The organism is Streptomyces sp. NPDC002868 (assembly GCF_055563295.1).
Window position 1 is genome coordinate 36,153 of record NZ_JBVHDR010000009.1, and the last position, 16,600, is coordinate 52,752.

A 16,600-nucleotide genomic window follows, 5' to 3' on the forward strand; every position below is an offset into this window, starting at 1 on the left:
GGGTCAGCTGTTGCCGCCGGAGCGCAGGTCGTCGAGGTCGGCCTTGACGGTGTCGATGGGGATGGCGAAGCCGAGGCCGACGCTGCCGGCGGTGGAGCCGGTGGCCGAACTGGGCGAGTACATCGCGGAGTTGATGCCGATGATCTCGCCGTTCATGTTGATGAGCGCGCCGCCGGAGTTGCCGGGGTTGAGCGAGGCGTCGGTCTGGATGGCCTTGTAGGTGGTCTTGGAGTCGCCGGTGTCGCCGTTGAACTGCTGCCCGCCGAATTCGAAGGGCCAGCCGCCGCCCTGCTGTTGCTGCCGGCCCTGGTCCTGGTCCTTCGCGACGGTCACATCGCGGTTGAGCGCGGAGACGATCCCGCTGGTGACGGTGCCGGTCAGGCCCTCGGGCGAGCCGATCGCGACGACCTCGTCGCCGACCTTGACCTTGCTGGAGTCGCCGAGGGAAGCCGCCTTGAGGCCTCTCGCGCCCTCCAGCTTGATGAGAGCGAGATCCTTGTCGGGGTCGGTGCCGACGACCTTGGCGGTGTACGTCTTGCCGTCGCTGAGCTTCACCTTGACGGTGTCGGCGCCGGAGACGACGTGGTTGTTGGTGATGACCTCACCGTCGGCGGTGATGATCACGCCGGAGCCGGTGGACTGCCCGGCGGAGGAGGTCGCGCTGATCTCCACGATGCTCGGCGAGACGGCCTGGGCGACGCCGGAGACGGTGCCGGTGCTGCTCCGCGAAACATTGGTACCGGTCACGCCGGTGCCGCTGCTCTTGTCGCCGCCGACGAACTGCCCGACGAGCGCGGAGGCCCCGCCGCCGATGACCGCGGCGGCGACGGCAACGGCGACGATGAGCGCGACGGGCCGCTTGGCGTTGGCGCGGTGCGGTGGGGGCGGGGGCGGGGGGTAGGCGCCGGTGTTGTACGGCTGCGGCTGCGGGTAGCGGTAGTAGTCCGTCATGGGGATGACTCTGGGGGCCGTACATGAGAGCAGTCTGAGGCGGCGCTGAGAAGCCGGGCAGAACGGTGCGTGCCCGAGGTCAGGGGGCACGGGGGTCCGTTGCCCGGATGGCGGGGCCTGGGGGGCGCTGCCGCCCCCTGGCGCGAAGGGGTACGGGGGGTGCGGGCGCGGACTTTTCCCCCACCCCGCCCCTTCCCGGCTGTGTCAATTTGCGGCTCCGCCGCGTGGGGGGCGCTGCCCCCAGGCCTCTGCGGGGGGAAAGAGTACGTGGGGGCTGACGCCCCCACACCCCCGTGCCACTCCGGCGGCTTCGCCCCGGAGCCCAGAAAAGCGGGCTGGCGCCCTACGCCCCTGCCACGCGGCAGCTTCGCGCCGCCCAGGAAGGCGGGCCGACACCCCGGCCGCTCTGGCGGCTTCGCCGCAGAGCCCGCGAAGGCGGGGCTGACGGACCCGCATCCCCGGCCGCTCGGGCGGCTTCGCCGCGGAGCCCCGGAAGACGGGGCTAGCCCCCGGCCGCTCTGGCGGCTTCGCCGCGGAGCCCGAGGGAAACGGGGCGGGGCTGACGGACCCGCATCCCCGGCCGCTCGGGTGGCTTCGCCGCGGTGCCCACAAGGCGGGGGGGGGTGAGGCGTCCACCCCTCGGGCGGGCCCGTACCGGGGGGTGCCTCCCGGTGGGGAGGGGCCGTGCAGGGTCGTCCCCGCAGGGGATCGGCGGCCGGACCCGGTGATCAACACGAACCCCTTCACGCCGCCGACCCCGAGGAGTCGAGCCCGGAGGGGCCCCGGAACCCGCACCCCACGACACCGGACAACCCCACGACCGCCCCGCGGAACCCCGCACCCCACGACCCGCGCAACGCACGCCCGCACCCCACGACACCGGGCACCCCGCACCGCGGACGGCCGCACCCCCCAACGCACACCCGCCGGAGGCTAACCGCAGCCGCACGAGCGGCGGATTACCAAGCCCGATGGGAACTGCTTCACCCTCTCCCGGCGCGAACCCGCCACCCTCAGGGCGTCGTCCAGGACCAGGTCCACCGCCGCCCGTGCCATCGCCGGGCGGTCCGAGGAGATCGTCGTCAGCGGGGGGTCCGTCAGCGCCGCCTCCTTGACGTCGTCGAAGCCTGCCACCGCCAGCTCGCCCGGGACGTCTATGCGCAGTTCACGCGCCGCACGCAGGACGCCGATCGCCTGGTCGTCCGTCGAGCAGAAGATCGCCGGCGGACGCTCCGGGCCCGAGAGGAGCTTCAGGGCGACGAGATACGCGTCGTAGCGGTTGTACGGGGCCTGAAACAGCCGGCCCTCCACCGAGCGGCCGGACTCCAGCATCGCCCGGCGCCAGCCCTCGACGTGGTCCGCCACCGGGTCGCCGACCGCCGGGGTCGACTCCATGCCGCCGAGGCAGGCCACATACGGATGCCCGTGCTCCAGCAGATGCCGCGTCGCCAGCTGCGCGCCGCCGATGTCGTCCGTGACGACCGCGACATCGTCGATCGCCTCGGGGCGTTCATGGAGGAGGACGACCCGCGCGTCCCACGCCTCGATCTCCGCCGCGGCCCGTTCGCTCGGGCCCTGGCTGACCAGGATCAGCCCGGAGACCCGCATCCCGAGGAAGGCCCGCAGATAGTGGACCTCGCGCTCGTCGCGGTAGTCGGAGTTCCCGACGAGCACCATTTTCCCGCGGTCCGCCGCGGCCTGTTCCACCGCGTGCGCCATCTCCGCGAAGAACGGCTGCCGCGCGTCCGGCACGATCATGCCTATGAGGTCGGTGCGCCGCGAAGCCATCGCCTGGGCAACCCGGTCCGGCCGGTAACCCAGCTCCTTGATCGCGGCGAGCACCCGCTCGCGCGTGGCCGGAGCAACCGGCCGGGGTCCGTTGTTGATGACGTAGCTGACGACCGCGGTCGACGTACCCGCCAGTCTCGCTACATCGTCCCGCGTCACCTTGGCCACGCGCGGCAGTCTACGCGGGGTGACCTACCTCTGGGCAGGGCGTACGGCGGCTTCCTGCACCTCCGCCGGATCCTCCGTACGGGCGACCGGAGCCGCCGCCGCCTTCGCCTTGGCTTCCTCGGCCGCGCGCTCGACCTTCTCCGGCGCGACGAAGCGGTAGCCGACGTTCCGTACGGTCCCGATCAGCGACTCGTGCTCGGGGCCGAGTTTCGCCCGCAGCCGCCGTACATGCACGTCGACCGTGCGCGTACCACCGAAGTAGTCGTAGCCCCAGACCTCCTGGAGCAGCTGCGCGCGGGTGAAGACCCGCCCCGGGTGCTGCGCGAGGTACTTCAGCAGCTCGAACTCCTTGAAGGTCAGGTCCAGGACCCGCCCCTTCAGCTTCGCGCTGTACGTCGCCTCGTCGACCGAAAGATCGCCGTTGCGGATTTCCATCGGAGAGTCGTCCGAGGTGATGTGCTGGCGGCCCATCGCGAGGCGCAGCCTCGCCTCGACCTCGGCGGGACCCGCCGTGTCGAGCAGCACGTCGTCGATGCCCCAGTCCGCGGTGACGGCCGCGAGACCGCCCTCCGTGACGACGAGGATCAGCGGACAGCCGGGCCCGGTGGAGCGCAGCAGCTGGCACAGCGACCGCACCTGCGGCAGATCGCGGCGGCCGTCGACAAGGATCACGTCGGCACCGGGGGTGTCGACGAGGGCCGGGCCCTCGGCGGGGGCCACCCGTACGTTGTGCAGAAGCAGTCCGAGGGCGGGAAGCACCTCCGTCGACGGCTGGAGGGCATTGGTCAGGAGCAGCAGAGAGCTCATCGCGCCCCACCTGCCCGGGTCGTCTTGCGGTCGTGCACGGTTCGCTCGCCCATAACGTCGGTTCCTCCTCGGTCCCTGCGAGGACGTTGCGGCATCTGCTTCGTACGATGGCTCCCGCGCCCTGGGAGCCATTGTTCACCTGCCTGTAACAACGGCGGGAAAACACAAAAGGACCCGGGGGCTACGTTGCCCGAGTCCTCTGCCAAGCAGAATAACCCACATGCGTTCCGAGGCAGAGGGGTCTTTCCGCAGATCAATTATTCCTTCGCTCACCCGGGGGCCGCGTCGCAAGATCCTCCTTACGGAAGACGGGGTCCGAATTGAGGCCGTGTACGAGCCGTGTACGGCAGGTGTCACGGACACCGCGATCGTTGTCGCGCACGGTTTCACGGGGTCGGTGGACCGGCCCGCGGTGCGCCGGGCGGCGCGGGCGTTCGCGCAGCGTGCGGCCGTGGTCACTTTCTCGTTCCGGGGGCACGGAGCATCCGGCGGCCGCTCCACGGTCGGCGACCGCGAGGTGCTCGATCTGGCGGCCGCGGTGGAGTGGGCGCGTGCCTTCGGTCACAGTCGCGTGGTGACGGTCGGGTTCTCCATGGGCGGCTCGGTGGTACTGCGGCACGCTGCGATGCACAGGGGGCGCACTGAGGCGCGTACGGACGCGGTCGCCGCCGTCAGCGCCCCCGCACGCTGGTACTACCGCGGTACGGCCCCGATGCGGCGGCTGCACTGGGTCGTCACCCGGCCCCTCGGCCGGCTCGTCGGCCGCTACGGCCTCGGCACCCGGATCCACCCCGAGGACTGGAGCCCCGTCCCTCTCTCCCCGGTCGAGTCCGTGCCGCTCATCGCCCCGACCCCGCTGCTGATCGTGCACGGCGACCGCGACTCGTACTTCCCCCTGGACCACCCGCGCATGCTCGCGGCCGCCGCCAGGGAAGGAACGGCCGAGTTGTGGCTGGAGCCGGGCATGGGACATGCCGAGAACGCCGCGGACGATGAGCTGCTCGGTCGCCTCGCAGACTGGCTCGTCGCCGAGTAGCTCATCCGCGTAGCCCATCATGGAAGCCGACGAAAGGAGTGCCGCTATGGCAGCGGGAACGATCCGCTACTGGGCCGCGGCCAAGGCAGCGGCCGGGATCGCGGAGGAGCCGTACGCGGCGGGAACGCTCGCCGAGGCGCTCGACGCGGTGCGCGAGCGGCACCCGGGCGAGCTGACGCGCGTACTGCAACGGTGTTCGTTCCTCGTCGACGGTGACCCCGTCGGGACCCGCGGCCATGAGACCGTACGGCTTGCCGAGGGCGGCACGGTCGAGGTGCTCCCGCCGTTCGCAGGAGGGTGAACCGCACATCATGAGCAGCGATCAGCAGTATCCGTACGGACAGCAGCAGCAGCAGCAGCCGCAGCCGCACCAGGGCCAGTACGCCGGTCAGCAGCACCAGCATCATCAGCAGCAGCCGTATCAGGCGCCGCCCTACCAGGAGCCCGGCTACCCGGAGCAGCGCGACCCCGGCACGGCCCAGACCTGGCAGGCCGAGACCTGGGACACGCAGTACCAGCCGGTCGTACAGCCCACGCAGGCCGCCGCCGCCCCGGACACCGCGTATCTGCCGCCGCAGGCGGCGTACCCGCTGCCGCCCGAGGCCCCGCTCCCGGCGCCCGGACCGGCCGTGTACGAGCCCCCGGCCGACCCGGCCGCCGACGCCGGATACAGCGCCCCCACCACCATCGGGAACGCCCGGATCACCGACGCCCAGCGCGCCCGCGCCGAGGGACGCTCGCCGGTCATCGCGCCGGGCATGCAGCCCGCCGGGCTGACCGCCGCCCTCGGACTGCTGCTCGCCGGCGGCGCGGCCATCGGCCCGTACGCCCTGCTCGTGCCGCTCGTCCTGCTGCAGGCCGTCACCGCGGCCGGCTGGTTCCGGCTGAACGGCATGTGGCCCGCCCGCCAGGGCATCGCGCTCGCCTTCGCCGGCGGCCTCGCCGCCGACGCCGTGCTGCTCTCCGTCGGCCGGGAGAACGCCCCCGCCGCGATCATCGGCACCCTCGGCGTCTGGGTGCTGCTCACCCTCGTACTGCAGCTGCGCAGCCACGCCGGCGCCGACGAGAGGATGTACGGCCTGATGGCGACGGTGGCATCCACCGCCCTCGCGATCCTCGCGACCGGGCATCTCGCGGGCCCTGACGATGCCGTGGTGATCGGCGGGATCGCGGTCGCCGTGGCCGTTCTGGCCCGTGCGCTGCCGTTGCCGGGCGTCGCGTCCGTCGCCGTGGCGCTGCTGGCCGCGGCCGGTGCGGGCATCGCGGCCGGCAGTCTCACCGACATGGGCGCCAAGGGCGCGCTGCTAGGCCTGGCAGCTGGTGGCTGCGCGCTGATCGGGCTGCGGGTCGCGAGCTACGACTACCCGTCCCGCTTCGTCCATATGACGGCCGGCGTGGCTCTGCCGCTGACCGCCGCGGCCCCCGCCGTCTACTTGATCGGCCGCGCCCTGGTGTGAGGACCCCGGTGTGACGGGCCCCGTGCCGTCGGCCGGAACCAAAGGACCCCACCCAAACGTCGATCATTCAAGGCATGGCGTCGTCCGGACTGGTTAGGCTCGCGGGCGTCACGGGGGGCCAGACGGACGAGGGTGGGGGACACCGAGCAATGCGCGCACTGCGAATACTGCTGATCATCGCCGTGATCATCGGGGGCATCTTCGTCGCCGCCGACCGGATCGCGGTCAACATGGCGGAGTCCGAGGCCGCCGACAAGATCAAGAGCAGCCAGGGGCTGAGCTCGACCCCGGAGATCTCCATCAAGGGCTTCCCCTTCCTCACCCAGGTGGTGGGCAAGGAGCTCGACGAGGTGGACGTCAGCCTGTCCGGCATCACCGCCACCGCGGGCGGCCACTCGGTCAACGTCACCGAGGTCAGGGCCGAGCTGCGCAGCGTACGGATCGACAGCAGCTTCTCCTCCGCCGTCGCGGACCGCGCCGACGGCTCCGCCCGGATCTCCTACGCCGACCTGACGAAGGCCGCGCCGAAGGGCGCCACGATCAGCTACGCGGGACCCGACCGGGCGGCGAAGGGCCAGGTCAAGGTCACCGGACCGCTCTCCGACCTGCTCGAGGGTGCGGGCGTTCCGGTCCCCGGCGCGGTGGAGCGACTGCTCAAGGGCCGCACGGTCAGCGCGTACAGCACGGTCGTGCTCAAGGGCGGCAGCACGGTCCAGCTGAGGGCCGAGGAGCTGCCGAAGCTGCCGGTCCCGGGCTTCGACGAGAAGCTGCGCAAGGCCATCGACTACGACCTGAAGATCGCCGGGATGCCGTCGGGCATCAAGCTCGACAAGGTCGCGGCGACGGACGCCGGACTGCGGTTCTCGGGTACGGGTACGAACGTCTCACTGGCCGGCTAGACCACACCCCTCGCTGAAGGGCGGAGAGGGCGATTTCCGCCGTACCCTCACCCACCCGGCCGTATGGTGAGACGGCCCTGTCCGCTGGGTAGAAGGCGGGCAGGCCCAATCCGCCCCGGAGACGGGCAGGGAGCGTCCGGGGCTCCCTCCTGTCCCGCATAGTGGATGATCGCGTCTCAACATCCGACACACCGGTGACATGGTGGCCGACTCGTCCCTACGATCGGACCCATGAAGCGACAGGCGGATCTCACGAAGCGGCGGGCAGTAGACCTGTGCCGCGTCGCCGCCATGCTCTGTCGCGCTTTCTGAGCGGGAGCTCGACTCCCGTATCCCCCGGGCCCATTGACAGTTGTCAGGGCCAAACCCTGTGCCGTACGCCGCGCGTCCGCGTATCCGCACACCCCTCTCTTCGCATCACCCGCCGCACACTGCCCCGGAGGAGAAAGAGCATGAGCCGCAGCGACGTCCTGGTAGACGCCGACTGGGTCGAGGCCCACATCGCCGACCCGAAGGTCGTCATCGTCGAGGTCGACGAGGACACCTCCGCGTACGACAAGAACCACATCAAGAACGCCGTCCGGATCGACTGGAAGTCCGACCTCCAGGACCCGGTCCGCCGTGACTTCGTCGACCAGGAGGGCTTCGAGAAGCTCCTGTCCGCGAAGGGCATCGCCAACGACGACACCGTCGTCCTCTACGGCGGCAACAACAACTGGTTCGCTTCGTACGCGTACTGGTACTTCAAGCTCTACGGCCACGACAGCGTCAAGCTCCTCGACGGCGGCCGCAAGAAGTGGGAGCTGGACTCCCGCGACCTGGTCGACGGCGCTGAGGTGCCCGAGCGCGCCGCGACCGAGTACAAGGCCAAGGCCCAGAACACCTCGATCCGCGCCTTCCGCGACGAAGCCGTCGCCGCGATCGGCAACCAGAACCTGGTGGACGTGCGCTCGCCCGACGAGTTCAGCGGCAAGCTGCTCGCCCCGGCGCACCTCCCGCAGGAGCAGTCGCAGCGCCCGGGTCACATCCCGAGCGCCCGCAACATCCCGTGGTCCAAGAACGCCAACGACGACGGCACCTTCAAGTCGGACGACGAGCTCAAGGAGCTCTACGCCGAGGAGCAGGTGGACCTGGCGAAGGACACCATCGCGTACTGCCGCATCGGTGAGCGCTCCGCGCTCACCTGGTTCGTGCTGCACGAGCTGCTCGGTATCGAAAACGTCAAGAACTACGACGGCTCGTGGACCGAGTACGGCTCCCTCGTCGGCGTGCCGATCGAGCTCGGCGCCAACAAGTAACCCTCTCCTCCGACCCTGAAGGACAACCCCTATGTGTGGAGCACAGGCCGGCGGCCCCGACGCTTCGACGATCAAGCCCGGTGAGACGACCATCCAGGGCAGCGTGACCCGTGACGGCGAGCCCGTCACCGGCTATGTCCGCCTGCTGGACTCGACCGGCGAGTTCACTGCCGAGGTCCCGACCTCGGCGACCGGACAGTTCCGCTTCTACGCGGCAGAGGGCACGTGGACGGTGCGCGCTCTCGTTCCGGGTGGCACGGCGGACCGCACGGTCGTCGCGCAGACCGGCGGCCTGGCTGAGGTAGCCATCGCCGTCTGATTCACCATGTACCGGCCGAAGGGCCGCACCCCAGGGGGTTGGACGCCACTGGAACGGGGTGCGGCCCTTCGGTCGTACGCTGGAAGCATGTACGCGCGACGTCGCCACGCCTACTTTCTGCTGATGGGGACGTGCCTGGCGCTCTTCGTCTCCGCCTGGGCCGTGGTGCGCCTGTGGTCCGTTCCCGTCGCCGTCGGCATGTGCGTCGTCGCCATGGTCATCCCGCCGTTCGCCGCGATGGTCGCGAACCGGCGCGGGCCCGAGGACCGCTGGTGGGACGACCCGTCCGGGGACCCCAAGTCCGACGAGTGGTGGGACGAGCTGGACGGCAAGAAGCGCCGGAACAACCAATGAGCGCCGTCAGTAAATGAGCCGTCAGCAGCCGTCGGTAAATGAGGGCCGTCAGTAGACGAGGGCCTGGACCCCGTCCGGCATGATCTCGCTGACGAAGACCTGGGCGCCCGCGATCCGTACGCCGTCGAGCACATCCTTCTCCGTGATGTCGCGTCGCGCCGCGCACTGCGTGCACAGCGTGATCTGCCCCGCTGCCTTGATCGACTCGATCAGATCCGGCAGCGGCGCCGCATGCGGCAGTTCGAACTCCGCCGCCCGGCCCGGCAGCGCGAACCACGCGGACTCGCCGGTCAGCCAGAGCGACACCTCCACCCCGCTGGCCACGGCGACCGCCGCCACCGTGAAGGCCTGCGAGCAGCGCTCGGGCGCGTCCGCGCCGGCGGTCACCTTGATCACGAGCTTCTTCGCCATGCACCGAACTCTAATGGGCGGCCCGTCACGGACACCTCGCAGCGAGGGCGCGGCACCAACCCATTAGGCTGGGCCACGGCCCTTTTACCGCCCACCGCTCATACCGAGGAGCACCCCGTGCTTGTGGCATTCTTCGAAGCCCTGCTGGTTCTGGTCTGCGTCGGCGTCGCCGCCTTCGCCGGTCTGACGGTGAAGAAGCTGTACCAGGGTCAGCGCTAGTCACACTCGTATCTCTACAGATCGCCAGAGCTCCTCATGATCGAGATTCCGTCCGACCTGAACCCGGACCTCGTCCCCCTCGCCTTCCTCCTCGGCAACTGGGAAGGCGTGGGCGTATCCGACTTCCCCGGCGCCGAGAAGTGCAACTTCGGCCAGGAGGTCACCTTCAGCCACGACGGCCGGGACTTCGTCGAATACGTCTCGCACACGTGGGTGCTCGACGCCGAGGGCAACAAGGTCCGCCCGCTGGAGTCCGAGTCCGGCTACTGGCGTATCGACTCCGACCGCAAGATCGAAGTCGTCATGGCCCGTGACCAGGGCATCGTCGAGATCTGGTACGGCGAGCTCGCCGACCAGAAGCCGCAGATCGACCTGGTGACGGACGCGGTGGCGCGCACCGCGGCCTCGGGCCCGTACAGCGGTGGCAAGCGGCTCTACGGCTATGTGAAGGGCGACCTGATGTGGGTGGGCGAGAAGTCCACTCCGGAGGTCCCGCTGCGGCCGTACATGTCGGCGCATCTGAAGAAGGTCGTCTCACCGGAGCAGGTCGAGGCGTGGGCCAAGGACCTCGGCGACCTCCCCGACGACGGCATCGCCTTCTTCAAGTGACCCGAAGCCGTTCTCGGGCTTCTTCGAGGTACGACGGGTAGCCATGGGTGAGGCGGGTGGCCATGGGGGCCGAGCGTCAGTTCGGGCCCCCATGGCCCAGGCCCCGCCTACACTGGACGCGTGGTGAGCACCGACTGGAAGAGCGATCTGCGGCAGCGCGGCTACCGGCTGACCCCGCAGCGCCAGCTTGTCCTCGAAGCCGTCGACACCCTTGAGCACGCGACGCCCGACGACATCCTCTCCGAGGTGCGCAAGACCGCGTCCGGTGTGAACATCTCCACCGTTTACCGCACCCTGGAGCTCCTCGAAGAGCTCGGCCTGGTCTCCCACGCCCACCTCGGCCACGGCGCCCCCACCTACCACCTCGCGGACCGCCACCACCACATCCACCTGGTCTGCCGGGACTGTACGAATGTGATCGAGGCGGATGTCGCGGTCGCCGCCGACTTCACCGCGAAGCTGCGCAAGACCTTCGGCTTCGAGACGGACATGAAGCACTTCGCGATCTTCGGCCGCTGCAAGAAATGCGCCGCTGAGGCTTCAACTACCGAGTCGTAGGCTTGTGCCCATGATGAAGAGCCCTCTGCTGTCCCTGCCCGGTGCGGTCGCCGCCGAAGGACGAGACGAAGGAGTCGCCGCGCACTACGGCGATCTGTTCCGAGAACAGCGCGCCCTCGCGGACGGCTCCGGCCTTGTCGACCTCTCCCACCGCGGCGTTGTCACTGTCACCGGCGACGACCGGCTGAGCTGGCTGCATCTGCTGCTCACCCAGCATGTGAGCGACCTCCCGGCGGGCCAGGCCACCGAGGCGCTGATCCTCTCCGCGCACGGCCACATCGAGCACGCCCTGTATCTCGTCGACGACGGCGAGACGGTCTGGGCGCACGTCGAGCCGGGCACGCAGGAGGCGCTGATCGGCTACCTGGAGTCGATGAAGTTCTTCTACCAGGTCGAAGTGGCCGACCGTACCGAGGAGTTCGCGGTCGTGCACCTGCCGGCGGGCTCCATCGCCCAGGTGCCGGACGGCGTTGTCGTACGGGAGACCCCGCACGGCCGCGATCTGTTTCTGCCGCGCGCCGACCTCGAGTCGTACGCCGCCGAGAACGGCCCGGTCGCCGGAATCCTCGCGTACGAAGCACTGCGCATCGAGACCCACCGCCCCCGTGTCGGCTTCGAGACCGACCACCGCACCATCCCGCACGAACTGGGCTGGATCGGCACGGCTGTTCACCTCGAGAAGGGCTGCTATCGCGGCCAGGAGACCGTCGCGCGCGTCCACAACCTGGGGAAGCCGCCGCGCCGGCTGGTCTTTCTGCACCTGGACGGCAGCGAGGTGCATCTGCCGGGCCACGGCACCCCGATCCGGCTCGCGTCGGAGGGTGCGGAGGGCCGCCCTCTGGGCTTTGTGACCACGTCCGCCCGCCACCACGAGCTCGGCCCGATCGCGCTGGCGCTGATCAAGCGCAATGTGCCGGTGGACGCGGAGCTGCTGGCGGGCGACACGGCGGCGGCGCAGGAGCCGGTCGTCGAGCCGTGAGCCGGGCGTGGAGCTTCGAGCCGGTCGTTGAGCCGAGACCCTTGAGCCAGTCGCCGAGCGCTAGATCTCCACGATCACCGTGAACGGGCCGTGGTTGGTGAGCGAGACCCGCATCTCCGCCCCGAAGCGGCCCGTCTCCACCCGCGCCCCCAGTGCCCGCAGCTGCGCAACGACCTCGTCGACCAGCGGCTCGGCCACATCGCCGGGTGCCGCCGCGTTCCAGGTGGGGCGGCGGCCCTTGCGGGCGTCCCCGTAGAGAGTGAACTGCGAAATCACCAGCAAGGGCGCATTCACATCCGAGCAGGACTTCTCACCCTCCAGAATCCGGACCGACCAGAGCTTGCGGGCCAGCTGCGCCGCCTTCTCCCTGGTGTCCTCGTGGGTGACTCCCACCAGGACACACAGCCCTTCGCCGACGATCTCGCCGACCGTCTCGCCCGCCACGACGACGCTCGCGCCGTCGACCCTCTGCACCACTGCACGCATACAGACCAACCTATCTGGGGCTGAACGGGTGCAGAGCACCTGCGTCGGGAGGTTCCGGGGTGGCACGATGCAACAAGGCGGTGCTTCCCCTCGGCCCTTGGGGCCTGGGGAGACCCCATGCACCGGTCGAGGGGACGGACAACGCACATGAGTACATCTGGCGCCGGGCAGCCGCCCGGTCCCGTATCGATTCCCGCATCGGCTTCCACGTCGATTCCCACCTTCCCGGCACCCATGGCCTGTGCCGAGCGACCGCCCCAGCAGCGCAGCACGGGCGCCCTGCCGGAGCCGCCGCAGCACGACCTCCCGACCCTGCGGCTGCCGGAGCTGCGCACGCTGCGCCGGGACTCGCACCGCGACGAGGCGGACCTCAGCTATGTACGGCGGCTGCTGCAGGGCCGGATCGACATCCTGCGGGCCGAGCTGGCCCGGCGTACGGACCCTCAGACCCCGGTCCTCCCGGAGGCCACGGTCGTCGACCGTCTGTCGGAGATTCTGGCCGACGCTCCGTCGCGGCACCGCTCGTCCGCCCGCCATGTGACGCTCTCCACGCCGCACAGCGAGGAGTACCGGCGGCTGGCCGCCGACATGCTCTCCGAGGTCGAGCTCTCCGACCTGGACGCCCGTACGGACGAGGAACTGCACGCGGCCATGGGACGGCTGATCCGCTATGAGCAGCAGGTCTCGCGCCGCCGTCAGCTGCTGCAGCGGACGGCCGACGACTGCAGCGCCGAGATCGCCCGCAGGTACCGTGAAGGCGAAGCACAAGTAGACGACCTGCTCACCTGAAGCGATTCCGACTCCTCGAACCGATCCTTCCGGGAGCGGGCCCCTGCCCCGGAAGGCCGACGATGAGCTCCACCGCCGACAGCACCGCCATACCCCCGGTCCTCGCCGAAGTCGTACGTTCCGGCTTTGCCGAGGGCCATCACCGCGGATCGCTCGTCGTCCTGGCGGCGGACGGCACTGTGGAACTCGCGCTCGGTGACCCGTACGCGCCGGTCTTCCCTCGCTCCAGCAACAAGCCCCTGCAGGCCGCGGCCGTACTGCGGGCCGGGCTCGCCCTCTCCGGCGAGCGCCTGGCGCTGGCCGCGGCGAGCCACTCGGGCGAAAGCTTTCACCTCGATCTCGTACGCAAGATGCTCGCCGAGCACGGGCTGTCCGCGCACGAACTGCAGACCCCGCCGGACCTGCCGCTCGACCCGGTCGAGGCGGAGGCGTATCTCGCCGGGGGCCAGGTCCGGGACCGGGTGGCCATGAACTGCTCCGGAAAGCACGCGGCGATGCTCGCGGCCTGCGCGCTGAACGGGTGGGACCGGACGAACTACCTGGACCCGGCGCACCCGCTCCAGCAGCTGGTCCACGCGGTGGTCGAGGACACGTCCGGCGAGCGGGTCGCGGCCGTCGGCACGGACGGCTGCGGCGCACCCCTGATGGCGATCAGCCTGACCGGCCTCGCGCGCGCCTTCCGCCACCTCGTGCTCGCCGAGCCGGGCTCGGCCGAGCGACGGGTCGCGGACGCGATGCGCGCCCACCCCGAGTACGTGGCGGGCACCCGCCGTCCCGACACCTGGCTCATGCGCGAGGTGCCGGGCGCGCTCTCCAAGATGGGCGCGGAGGCGGTCCAGGCGGTGGCGCTGGCGGACGGCCGTGCGCTGGCCTTCAAGGTGGACGACGGCGCGACGCGGGTGCTGGGCCCGGTGCTGGGCCGTGCGCTCGAGGTGATGGGAGTGGACTCGCCGGTGGTGGGCCGGATCGGGCACGTGCCGCTGCTGGGGGGCGGCGTGGAGGTGGGAGCGATCCGCGCGGCCTTCTGAGGTATTTCCCCTGGTCGAAATCCCCGGGTCGAAACTCGGATGCGGGCCGGTCGGCGTTCGGCCTAGCGTGGGCCGCATGAGCGTCGAGACCCGCGTCATCACCGAGTCCGAGTACCCCGACTGGCTGCGGGCCCTGAACACCGGATTTCTGCGGCCGCCGGTGGTCTCGGCGGAAGAGGTCAACTCGCGCAGAGCGCACACCGACCTTGCGCGGGTGCGCGGCGCGTTCGACGACGGCCGTTGTGTGGCGACGTACCGCTCGTTCGCGCAGCAGCTCACGGCGGTTGGGGGCGCCGCGCTCCCCGCGAGCGCCGTCTCCAATGTGACGGTCTCGCCCACACACCGCCGCCGCGGAGTGCTCAGCCGCATGATCACCGCCGACCTCGCCGAGGCGAAGGAGCGCGGCGACATCGTGTCCACGCTGATCGCCGCGGAGTACCCGATCTACGGGCGGTACGGCTACGGTCCCGCCGCCTGGATCACCGAGTGGGCGGTCGACGTCCCGCGCACGGGCCTCGACCGGCGCTGGTCGGGCCCTGACGATGGCGGCCGTATCGACCTGGTGGACGCCACGGACGTACGCAAACTCGGCCCGGAACTGCATGCACGCCTGGCGGCCAGGCAGCCGGGCGTGGTGAGCCGCGACGAGCGCTGGTGGCAGCTCAACACGGGCCAGGCGCAGTTGGCGAGCCAGCCATGGACGGAGCCGTTCTACGCGGTCTACCGCTCGGCGTCCGGCGAGGTCGAGGGCCTGCTCGCCTATCAGTCGGACGACAAGTGGGGCGACGCCAAGCAGCCGCTGAACACGGCGACGGTACGCGAGATGCTCGCGCTGACGCCGACGGCGGAGCGTGCGCTGTGGCACTACGTCTGCTCGGTGGACTGGATCACCACGGTCAAGTCGGGCTACCGCGCTCCGGACGACCTGCTCCCGCTGCTGCTCCCGGACCCGCGGGCGGCGAGGATCCTGACGCAGGCGGACTTCTTGTGGGTGCGGATCCTGGATGTGGTGCGGGCGCTGGAGGCGCGTACCTACGCGACATCCGCGACCCTGATCCTGGACGTCCGGGACTCTGCCGGCCTGGCGGGCGGCCGCTTCCGCCTGGACGCCTCGCCGGAGGGCGCGGTCTGCGCGCCGTCGACCGAGTCGCCCGATCTGACCTTGGGCGTACGGGAGTTGGGTGCGCTCTACCTGGGCGACGAGTCGGCGGTCCGGCTGGCGGCGCTGGGCCTGGTGGAGGAGGGGACGCCGGGGGCGGCGGGGGTGGCGGACGGGGTGCTCCGTACGCCGAGGCGGCCGTGGTGCCCGGACGTCTTCTGACGTCTGCCACACAACTGCCCTGGGAGGAGGTTGAGTTGTAGCGTTGGTGTGTGGACGGCGATGGTACGGCACACAACACCGGGCGACACTCCATCCAGAGCGTGGCGGACGTGCTGCGCGAACGCATCCGCACGGGTGAACTGCGGGTCGGCGAGAGGATGCCGACACAGGCCCAGCTGGCTGAAGAGTTCGGTGTGGAGCGTGGCACCGTCCGGCAGGCCCTGCGGAGCCTGCATGACGAGGGGCTGCTCGCCGATCTGACCAAAGGCAGCCCGCCCCGCGTCGCGCCGCCCGAGGCCGTACGAGGCGGTGACGCACCCGAGCCGGTCAAGGTGGACCTGGGAACCCGCCTCGCGGAGGCGTTCTCGGCCCGCGAGGTCCGTATCGACGCCGTCTGCCTGACGGCGGAATCCTTGTTGCTCGCGCTCGGGGAGCCGCTGCTCATGATCCACACAGGCCGGGTCAGACCGTCCACGGTGGAAGTCCGCATCCTGCTGCCCGACCGGGACAACGACCTTGCCTTCCCGTCCCCCCTCGGCGCCCCGGAGGACGATCAACGGCTTCACCAGCGCTGGCTGGCGCAGCGCAACGCACAGGGGCAGGTGCTGCGCCACAACCTCCTGTCTCTTCGCGCGACGATAGGCTGCGATGTCAATGTCGCCTTCCGCGCCCTGCCTTTCACCCCGCCCGTGAAGCTCTATCTGCTGAACGGCTCGGAGGCGCTTTTCGCCTACTACACCGTCAAGCGGCACGAGGTGCAGATCGACGACGGGCCGGTCGAGATCTACGACATGCTCGGCATGGATTCGACGCTCTTCCCCTTCGAATCGGGCCGAGGCGAGCGGGACGATGCCTTTGTGGCGCAGTCGCAGGCGTGGTTCGACGGGCTGTGGGACACGAGCTCCTTGGATCTGACACTCGGCTGACTCGGCCGACGTCACGCGACGAGCATCACCAGGATGATCGCGCCGATTCCGGTGCACGCGGCGTTCCTGGCCTTCACGCCGATGCTGAGCAGCAGCAGCGCGATGATTCCCATCGGACCGAAGCGGCTCTCCACGAGCGTCTCGAAGCCGACGGCCAGGGTGGCGGCGACAAGGGCGATGAGTGGCATGACGGGTCC

The 16,600-nt window shown here is 70.4% G+C and carries 21 protein-coding genes; 15 read left to right on the plus strand and 6 right to left on the minus strand.

Annotated features, from left to right (window positions below; translation table 11 throughout):
* Window positions 1-3: 3 nt before the first annotated feature.
* The 3 genes from ACZ3H8_RS25370 to ACZ3H8_RS25380 all read right to left on the minus strand — a co-directional run bounded on the left by ACZ3H8_RS25370 (window position 4) and on the right by ACZ3H8_RS25380 (window position 3,714).
* On the minus strand, window positions 4-951 hold the full coding sequence (locus tag ACZ3H8_RS25370; protein ID WP_467405531.1) for a S1C family serine protease: 948 nt from the start codon (window positions 949-951) through the stop codon (window positions 4-6).
* Between the two features lie 933 nt (window positions 952-1,884).
* On the minus strand, window positions 1,885-2,907 hold the full coding sequence (locus tag ACZ3H8_RS25375) for a LacI family DNA-binding transcriptional regulator (protein WP_398987254.1): 1,023 nt from the start codon (window positions 2,905-2,907) through the stop codon (window positions 1,885-1,887).
* A 24-nt stretch (window positions 2,908-2,931) separates the two neighbouring features.
* Window positions 2,932-3,714 carry a response regulator transcription factor gene (locus ACZ3H8_RS25380; RefSeq protein ID WP_467405534.1) on the minus strand — a complete coding sequence of 261 codons (783 nt, stop codon included), beginning with the start codon at window positions 3,712-3,714 and terminating at the stop codon, window positions 2,932-2,934.
* Window positions 3,715-3,934: 220 nt separating this feature from the next.
* On the opposite strand from ACZ3H8_RS25380, the gene ACZ3H8_RS25385 reads away from it, so the two are divergent.
* The 8 genes from ACZ3H8_RS25385 to ACZ3H8_RS25420 all read left to right on the plus strand — a co-directional run bounded on the left by ACZ3H8_RS25385 (window position 3,935) and on the right by ACZ3H8_RS25420 (window position 9,077).
* Window positions 3,935-4,750 carry an alpha/beta hydrolase gene (locus ACZ3H8_RS25385; RefSeq protein ID WP_467405536.1) on the plus strand — a complete coding sequence of 272 codons (816 nt, stop codon included), beginning with the start codon at window positions 3,935-3,937 and terminating at the stop codon, window positions 4,748-4,750.
* A 46-nt stretch (window positions 4,751-4,796) separates the two neighbouring features.
* On the plus strand, window positions 4,797-5,051 hold the full coding sequence (locus ACZ3H8_RS25390) for a MoaD/ThiS family protein (protein WP_356228634.1): 255 nt from the start codon (window positions 4,797-4,799) through the stop codon (window positions 5,049-5,051).
* On the plus strand, window positions 4,987-6,207 hold the full coding sequence (locus tag ACZ3H8_RS25395; RefSeq protein ID WP_467405539.1) for a hypothetical protein: 1,221 nt from the start codon (window positions 4,987-4,989) through the stop codon (window positions 6,205-6,207). The genes ACZ3H8_RS25390 and ACZ3H8_RS25395 overlap by 65 nt, the downstream gene beginning before the upstream one ends.
* 149 nt (window positions 6,208-6,356) lie before the next feature.
* Window positions 6,357-7,106: an LmeA family phospholipid-binding protein gene (locus ACZ3H8_RS25400; protein WP_467405541.1), complete on the plus strand. Its 750-nt coding sequence runs from the start codon at window positions 6,357-6,359 to the stop codon at window positions 7,104-7,106.
* Between the two features lie 231 nt (window positions 7,107-7,337).
* Window positions 7,338-7,418 (plus strand): putative leader peptide, encoded by an 81-nt coding sequence (locus ACZ3H8_RS25405; protein ID WP_355172694.1) that lies wholly within the window; start codon window positions 7,338-7,340, stop codon window positions 7,416-7,418.
* 140 nt (window positions 7,419-7,558) lie between these two features.
* Window positions 7,559-8,404: a sulfurtransferase gene (locus ACZ3H8_RS25410; protein ID WP_467405544.1), complete on the plus strand. Its 846-nt coding sequence runs from the start codon at window positions 7,559-7,561 to the stop codon at window positions 8,402-8,404.
* A gap of 31 nt (window positions 8,405-8,435) precedes the next feature.
* Window positions 8,436-8,723, plus strand: coding sequence for a DUF1416 domain-containing protein (locus tag ACZ3H8_RS25415; protein ID WP_150488563.1), 288 nt, complete (start codon window positions 8,436-8,438; stop codon window positions 8,721-8,723).
* Between the two features lie 87 nt (window positions 8,724-8,810).
* The gene (locus ACZ3H8_RS25420; RefSeq protein ID WP_356228627.1) at window positions 8,811-9,077 is read left to right on the plus strand and encodes a DUF3099 domain-containing protein; all 267 of its coding nucleotides are present in this window, start codon (window positions 8,811-8,813) and stop codon (window positions 9,075-9,077) included.
* A gap of 48 nt (window positions 9,078-9,125) precedes the next feature.
* Here ACZ3H8_RS25420 and ACZ3H8_RS25425 read toward each other — a convergent pair whose 3' ends face one another.
* Window positions 9,126-9,488 (minus strand): DsrE family protein, encoded by a 363-nt coding sequence (locus ACZ3H8_RS25425; protein WP_356228625.1) that lies wholly within the window; start codon window positions 9,486-9,488, stop codon window positions 9,126-9,128.
* Window positions 9,489-9,743: 255 nt separating this feature from the next.
* On the opposite strand from ACZ3H8_RS25425, the gene ACZ3H8_RS25430 reads away from it, so the two are divergent.
* The 3 genes from ACZ3H8_RS25430 to ygfZ all read left to right on the plus strand — a co-directional run bounded on the left by ACZ3H8_RS25430 (window position 9,744) and on the right by ygfZ (window position 11,853).
* Window positions 9,744-10,316 carry a heme-binding beta-barrel domain-containing protein gene (locus tag ACZ3H8_RS25430; protein WP_467405547.1) on the plus strand — a complete coding sequence of 191 codons (573 nt, stop codon included), beginning with the start codon at window positions 9,744-9,746 and terminating at the stop codon, window positions 10,314-10,316.
* 120 nt (window positions 10,317-10,436) lie between these two features.
* The gene (locus ACZ3H8_RS25435) at window positions 10,437-10,874 is read left to right on the plus strand and encodes a Fur family transcriptional regulator (RefSeq protein ID WP_307662587.1); all 438 of its coding nucleotides are present in this window, start codon (window positions 10,437-10,439) and stop codon (window positions 10,872-10,874) included.
* A 13-nt stretch (window positions 10,875-10,887) separates the two neighbouring features.
* Window positions 10,888-11,853, plus strand: coding sequence for a CAF17-like 4Fe-4S cluster assembly/insertion protein YgfZ (ygfZ, locus tag ACZ3H8_RS25440; protein ID WP_467406114.1), 966 nt, complete (start codon window positions 10,888-10,890; stop codon window positions 11,851-11,853).
* A gap of 60 nt (window positions 11,854-11,913) precedes the next feature.
* Here the strand turns inward: ygfZ and dtd are convergent, their stop codons facing one another.
* Window positions 11,914-12,339, minus strand: coding sequence for a D-aminoacyl-tRNA deacylase (dtd, locus tag ACZ3H8_RS25445; RefSeq protein WP_307662588.1), 426 nt, complete (start codon window positions 12,337-12,339; stop codon window positions 11,914-11,916).
* A 147-nt stretch (window positions 12,340-12,486) separates the two neighbouring features.
* On the opposite strand from dtd, the gene ACZ3H8_RS25450 reads away from it, so the two are divergent.
* From ACZ3H8_RS25450 to ACZ3H8_RS25465, 4 genes are all read left to right on the plus strand, one after another.
* Window positions 12,487-13,128 (plus strand): RsiG family protein, encoded by a 642-nt coding sequence (locus tag ACZ3H8_RS25450; protein WP_467405549.1) that lies wholly within the window; start codon window positions 12,487-12,489, stop codon window positions 13,126-13,128.
* Window positions 13,129-13,190: 62 nt separating this feature from the next.
* On the plus strand, window positions 13,191-14,156 hold the full coding sequence (locus ACZ3H8_RS25455; protein WP_467405551.1) for an asparaginase: 966 nt from the start codon (window positions 13,191-13,193) through the stop codon (window positions 14,154-14,156).
* Between the two features lie 76 nt (window positions 14,157-14,232).
* Window positions 14,233-15,477 (plus strand): GNAT family N-acetyltransferase, encoded by a 1,245-nt coding sequence (locus ACZ3H8_RS25460; protein WP_467405553.1) that lies wholly within the window; start codon window positions 14,233-14,235, stop codon window positions 15,475-15,477.
* Between the two features lie 50 nt (window positions 15,478-15,527).
* Complete coding sequence (locus tag ACZ3H8_RS25465; protein ID WP_467405555.1) at window positions 15,528-16,403, plus strand: winged helix-turn-helix domain-containing protein; 876 nt, start codon at window positions 15,528-15,530, stop codon at window positions 16,401-16,403.
* 11 nt (window positions 16,404-16,414) lie between these two features.
* On the opposite strand, the gene ACZ3H8_RS25470 is transcribed toward ACZ3H8_RS25465, so the two are convergent.
* Window positions 16,415-16,591 (minus strand): hypothetical protein, encoded by a 177-nt coding sequence (locus ACZ3H8_RS25470; protein ID WP_467405557.1) that lies wholly within the window; start codon window positions 16,589-16,591, stop codon window positions 16,415-16,417.
* Window positions 16,592-16,600: the final 9 nt, after the last annotated feature.

What these genes read in the sequence shown, in the direction of transcription:
- ACZ3H8_RS25370 (WP_467405531.1), bottom strand. Translation starts at nt 951, where the DNA reads ATGACGGACTACTACCGCTACCCGCAGCCGCAGCCGTACAACACCGGC.
- ACZ3H8_RS25380 (WP_467405534.1), bottom strand. Translation starts at nt 3,714, where the DNA reads ATGAGCTCTCTGCTGCTCCTGACCAATGCCCTCCAGCCGTCGACGGAG.
- ACZ3H8_RS25385 (WP_467405536.1), top strand. Translation starts at nt 3,935, where the DNA reads ATGCGTTCCGAGGCAGAGGGGTCTTTCCGCAGATCAATTATTCCTTCG.
- ACZ3H8_RS25390 (WP_356228634.1), top strand. Translation starts at nt 4,797, where the DNA reads ATGGCAGCGGGAACGATCCGCTACTGGGCCGCGGCCAAGGCAGCGGCC.
- ACZ3H8_RS25395 (WP_467405539.1), top strand. Translation starts at nt 4,987, where the DNA reads ATGAGACCGTACGGCTTGCCGAGGGCGGCACGGTCGAGGTGCTCCCGC.
- ACZ3H8_RS25400 (WP_467405541.1), top strand. Translation starts at nt 6,357, where the DNA reads ATGCGCGCACTGCGAATACTGCTGATCATCGCCGTGATCATCGGGGGC.
- ACZ3H8_RS25405 (WP_355172694.1), top strand. Translation starts at nt 7,338, where the DNA reads ATGAAGCGACAGGCGGATCTCACGAAGCGGCGGGCAGTAGACCTGTGC.
- ACZ3H8_RS25410 (WP_467405544.1), top strand. Translation starts at nt 7,559, where the DNA reads ATGAGCCGCAGCGACGTCCTGGTAGACGCCGACTGGGTCGAGGCCCAC.
- ACZ3H8_RS25415 (WP_150488563.1), top strand. Translation starts at nt 8,436, where the DNA reads ATGTGTGGAGCACAGGCCGGCGGCCCCGACGCTTCGACGATCAAGCCC.
- ACZ3H8_RS25420 (WP_356228627.1), top strand. Translation starts at nt 8,811, where the DNA reads ATGTACGCGCGACGTCGCCACGCCTACTTTCTGCTGATGGGGACGTGC.
- ACZ3H8_RS25425 (WP_356228625.1), bottom strand. Translation starts at nt 9,488, where the DNA reads ATGGCGAAGAAGCTCGTGATCAAGGTGACCGCCGGCGCGGACGCGCCC.
- ACZ3H8_RS25430 (WP_467405547.1), top strand. Translation starts at nt 9,744, where the DNA reads ATGATCGAGATTCCGTCCGACCTGAACCCGGACCTCGTCCCCCTCGCC.
- ygfZ (WP_467406114.1), top strand. Translation starts at nt 10,888, where the DNA reads ATGAAGAGCCCTCTGCTGTCCCTGCCCGGTGCGGTCGCCGCCGAAGGA.
- dtd (WP_307662588.1), bottom strand. Translation starts at nt 12,339, where the DNA reads ATGCGTGCAGTGGTGCAGAGGGTCGACGGCGCGAGCGTCGTCGTGGCG.
- ACZ3H8_RS25450 (WP_467405549.1), top strand. Translation starts at nt 12,487, where the DNA reads ATGAGTACATCTGGCGCCGGGCAGCCGCCCGGTCCCGTATCGATTCCC.
- ACZ3H8_RS25455 (WP_467405551.1), top strand. Translation starts at nt 13,191, where the DNA reads ATGAGCTCCACCGCCGACAGCACCGCCATACCCCCGGTCCTCGCCGAA.
- ACZ3H8_RS25460 (WP_467405553.1), top strand. Translation starts at nt 14,233, where the DNA reads ATGAGCGTCGAGACCCGCGTCATCACCGAGTCCGAGTACCCCGACTGG.
- ACZ3H8_RS25470 (WP_467405557.1), bottom strand. Translation starts at nt 16,591, where the DNA reads ATGCCACTCATCGCCCTTGTCGCCGCCACCCTGGCCGTCGGCTTCGAG.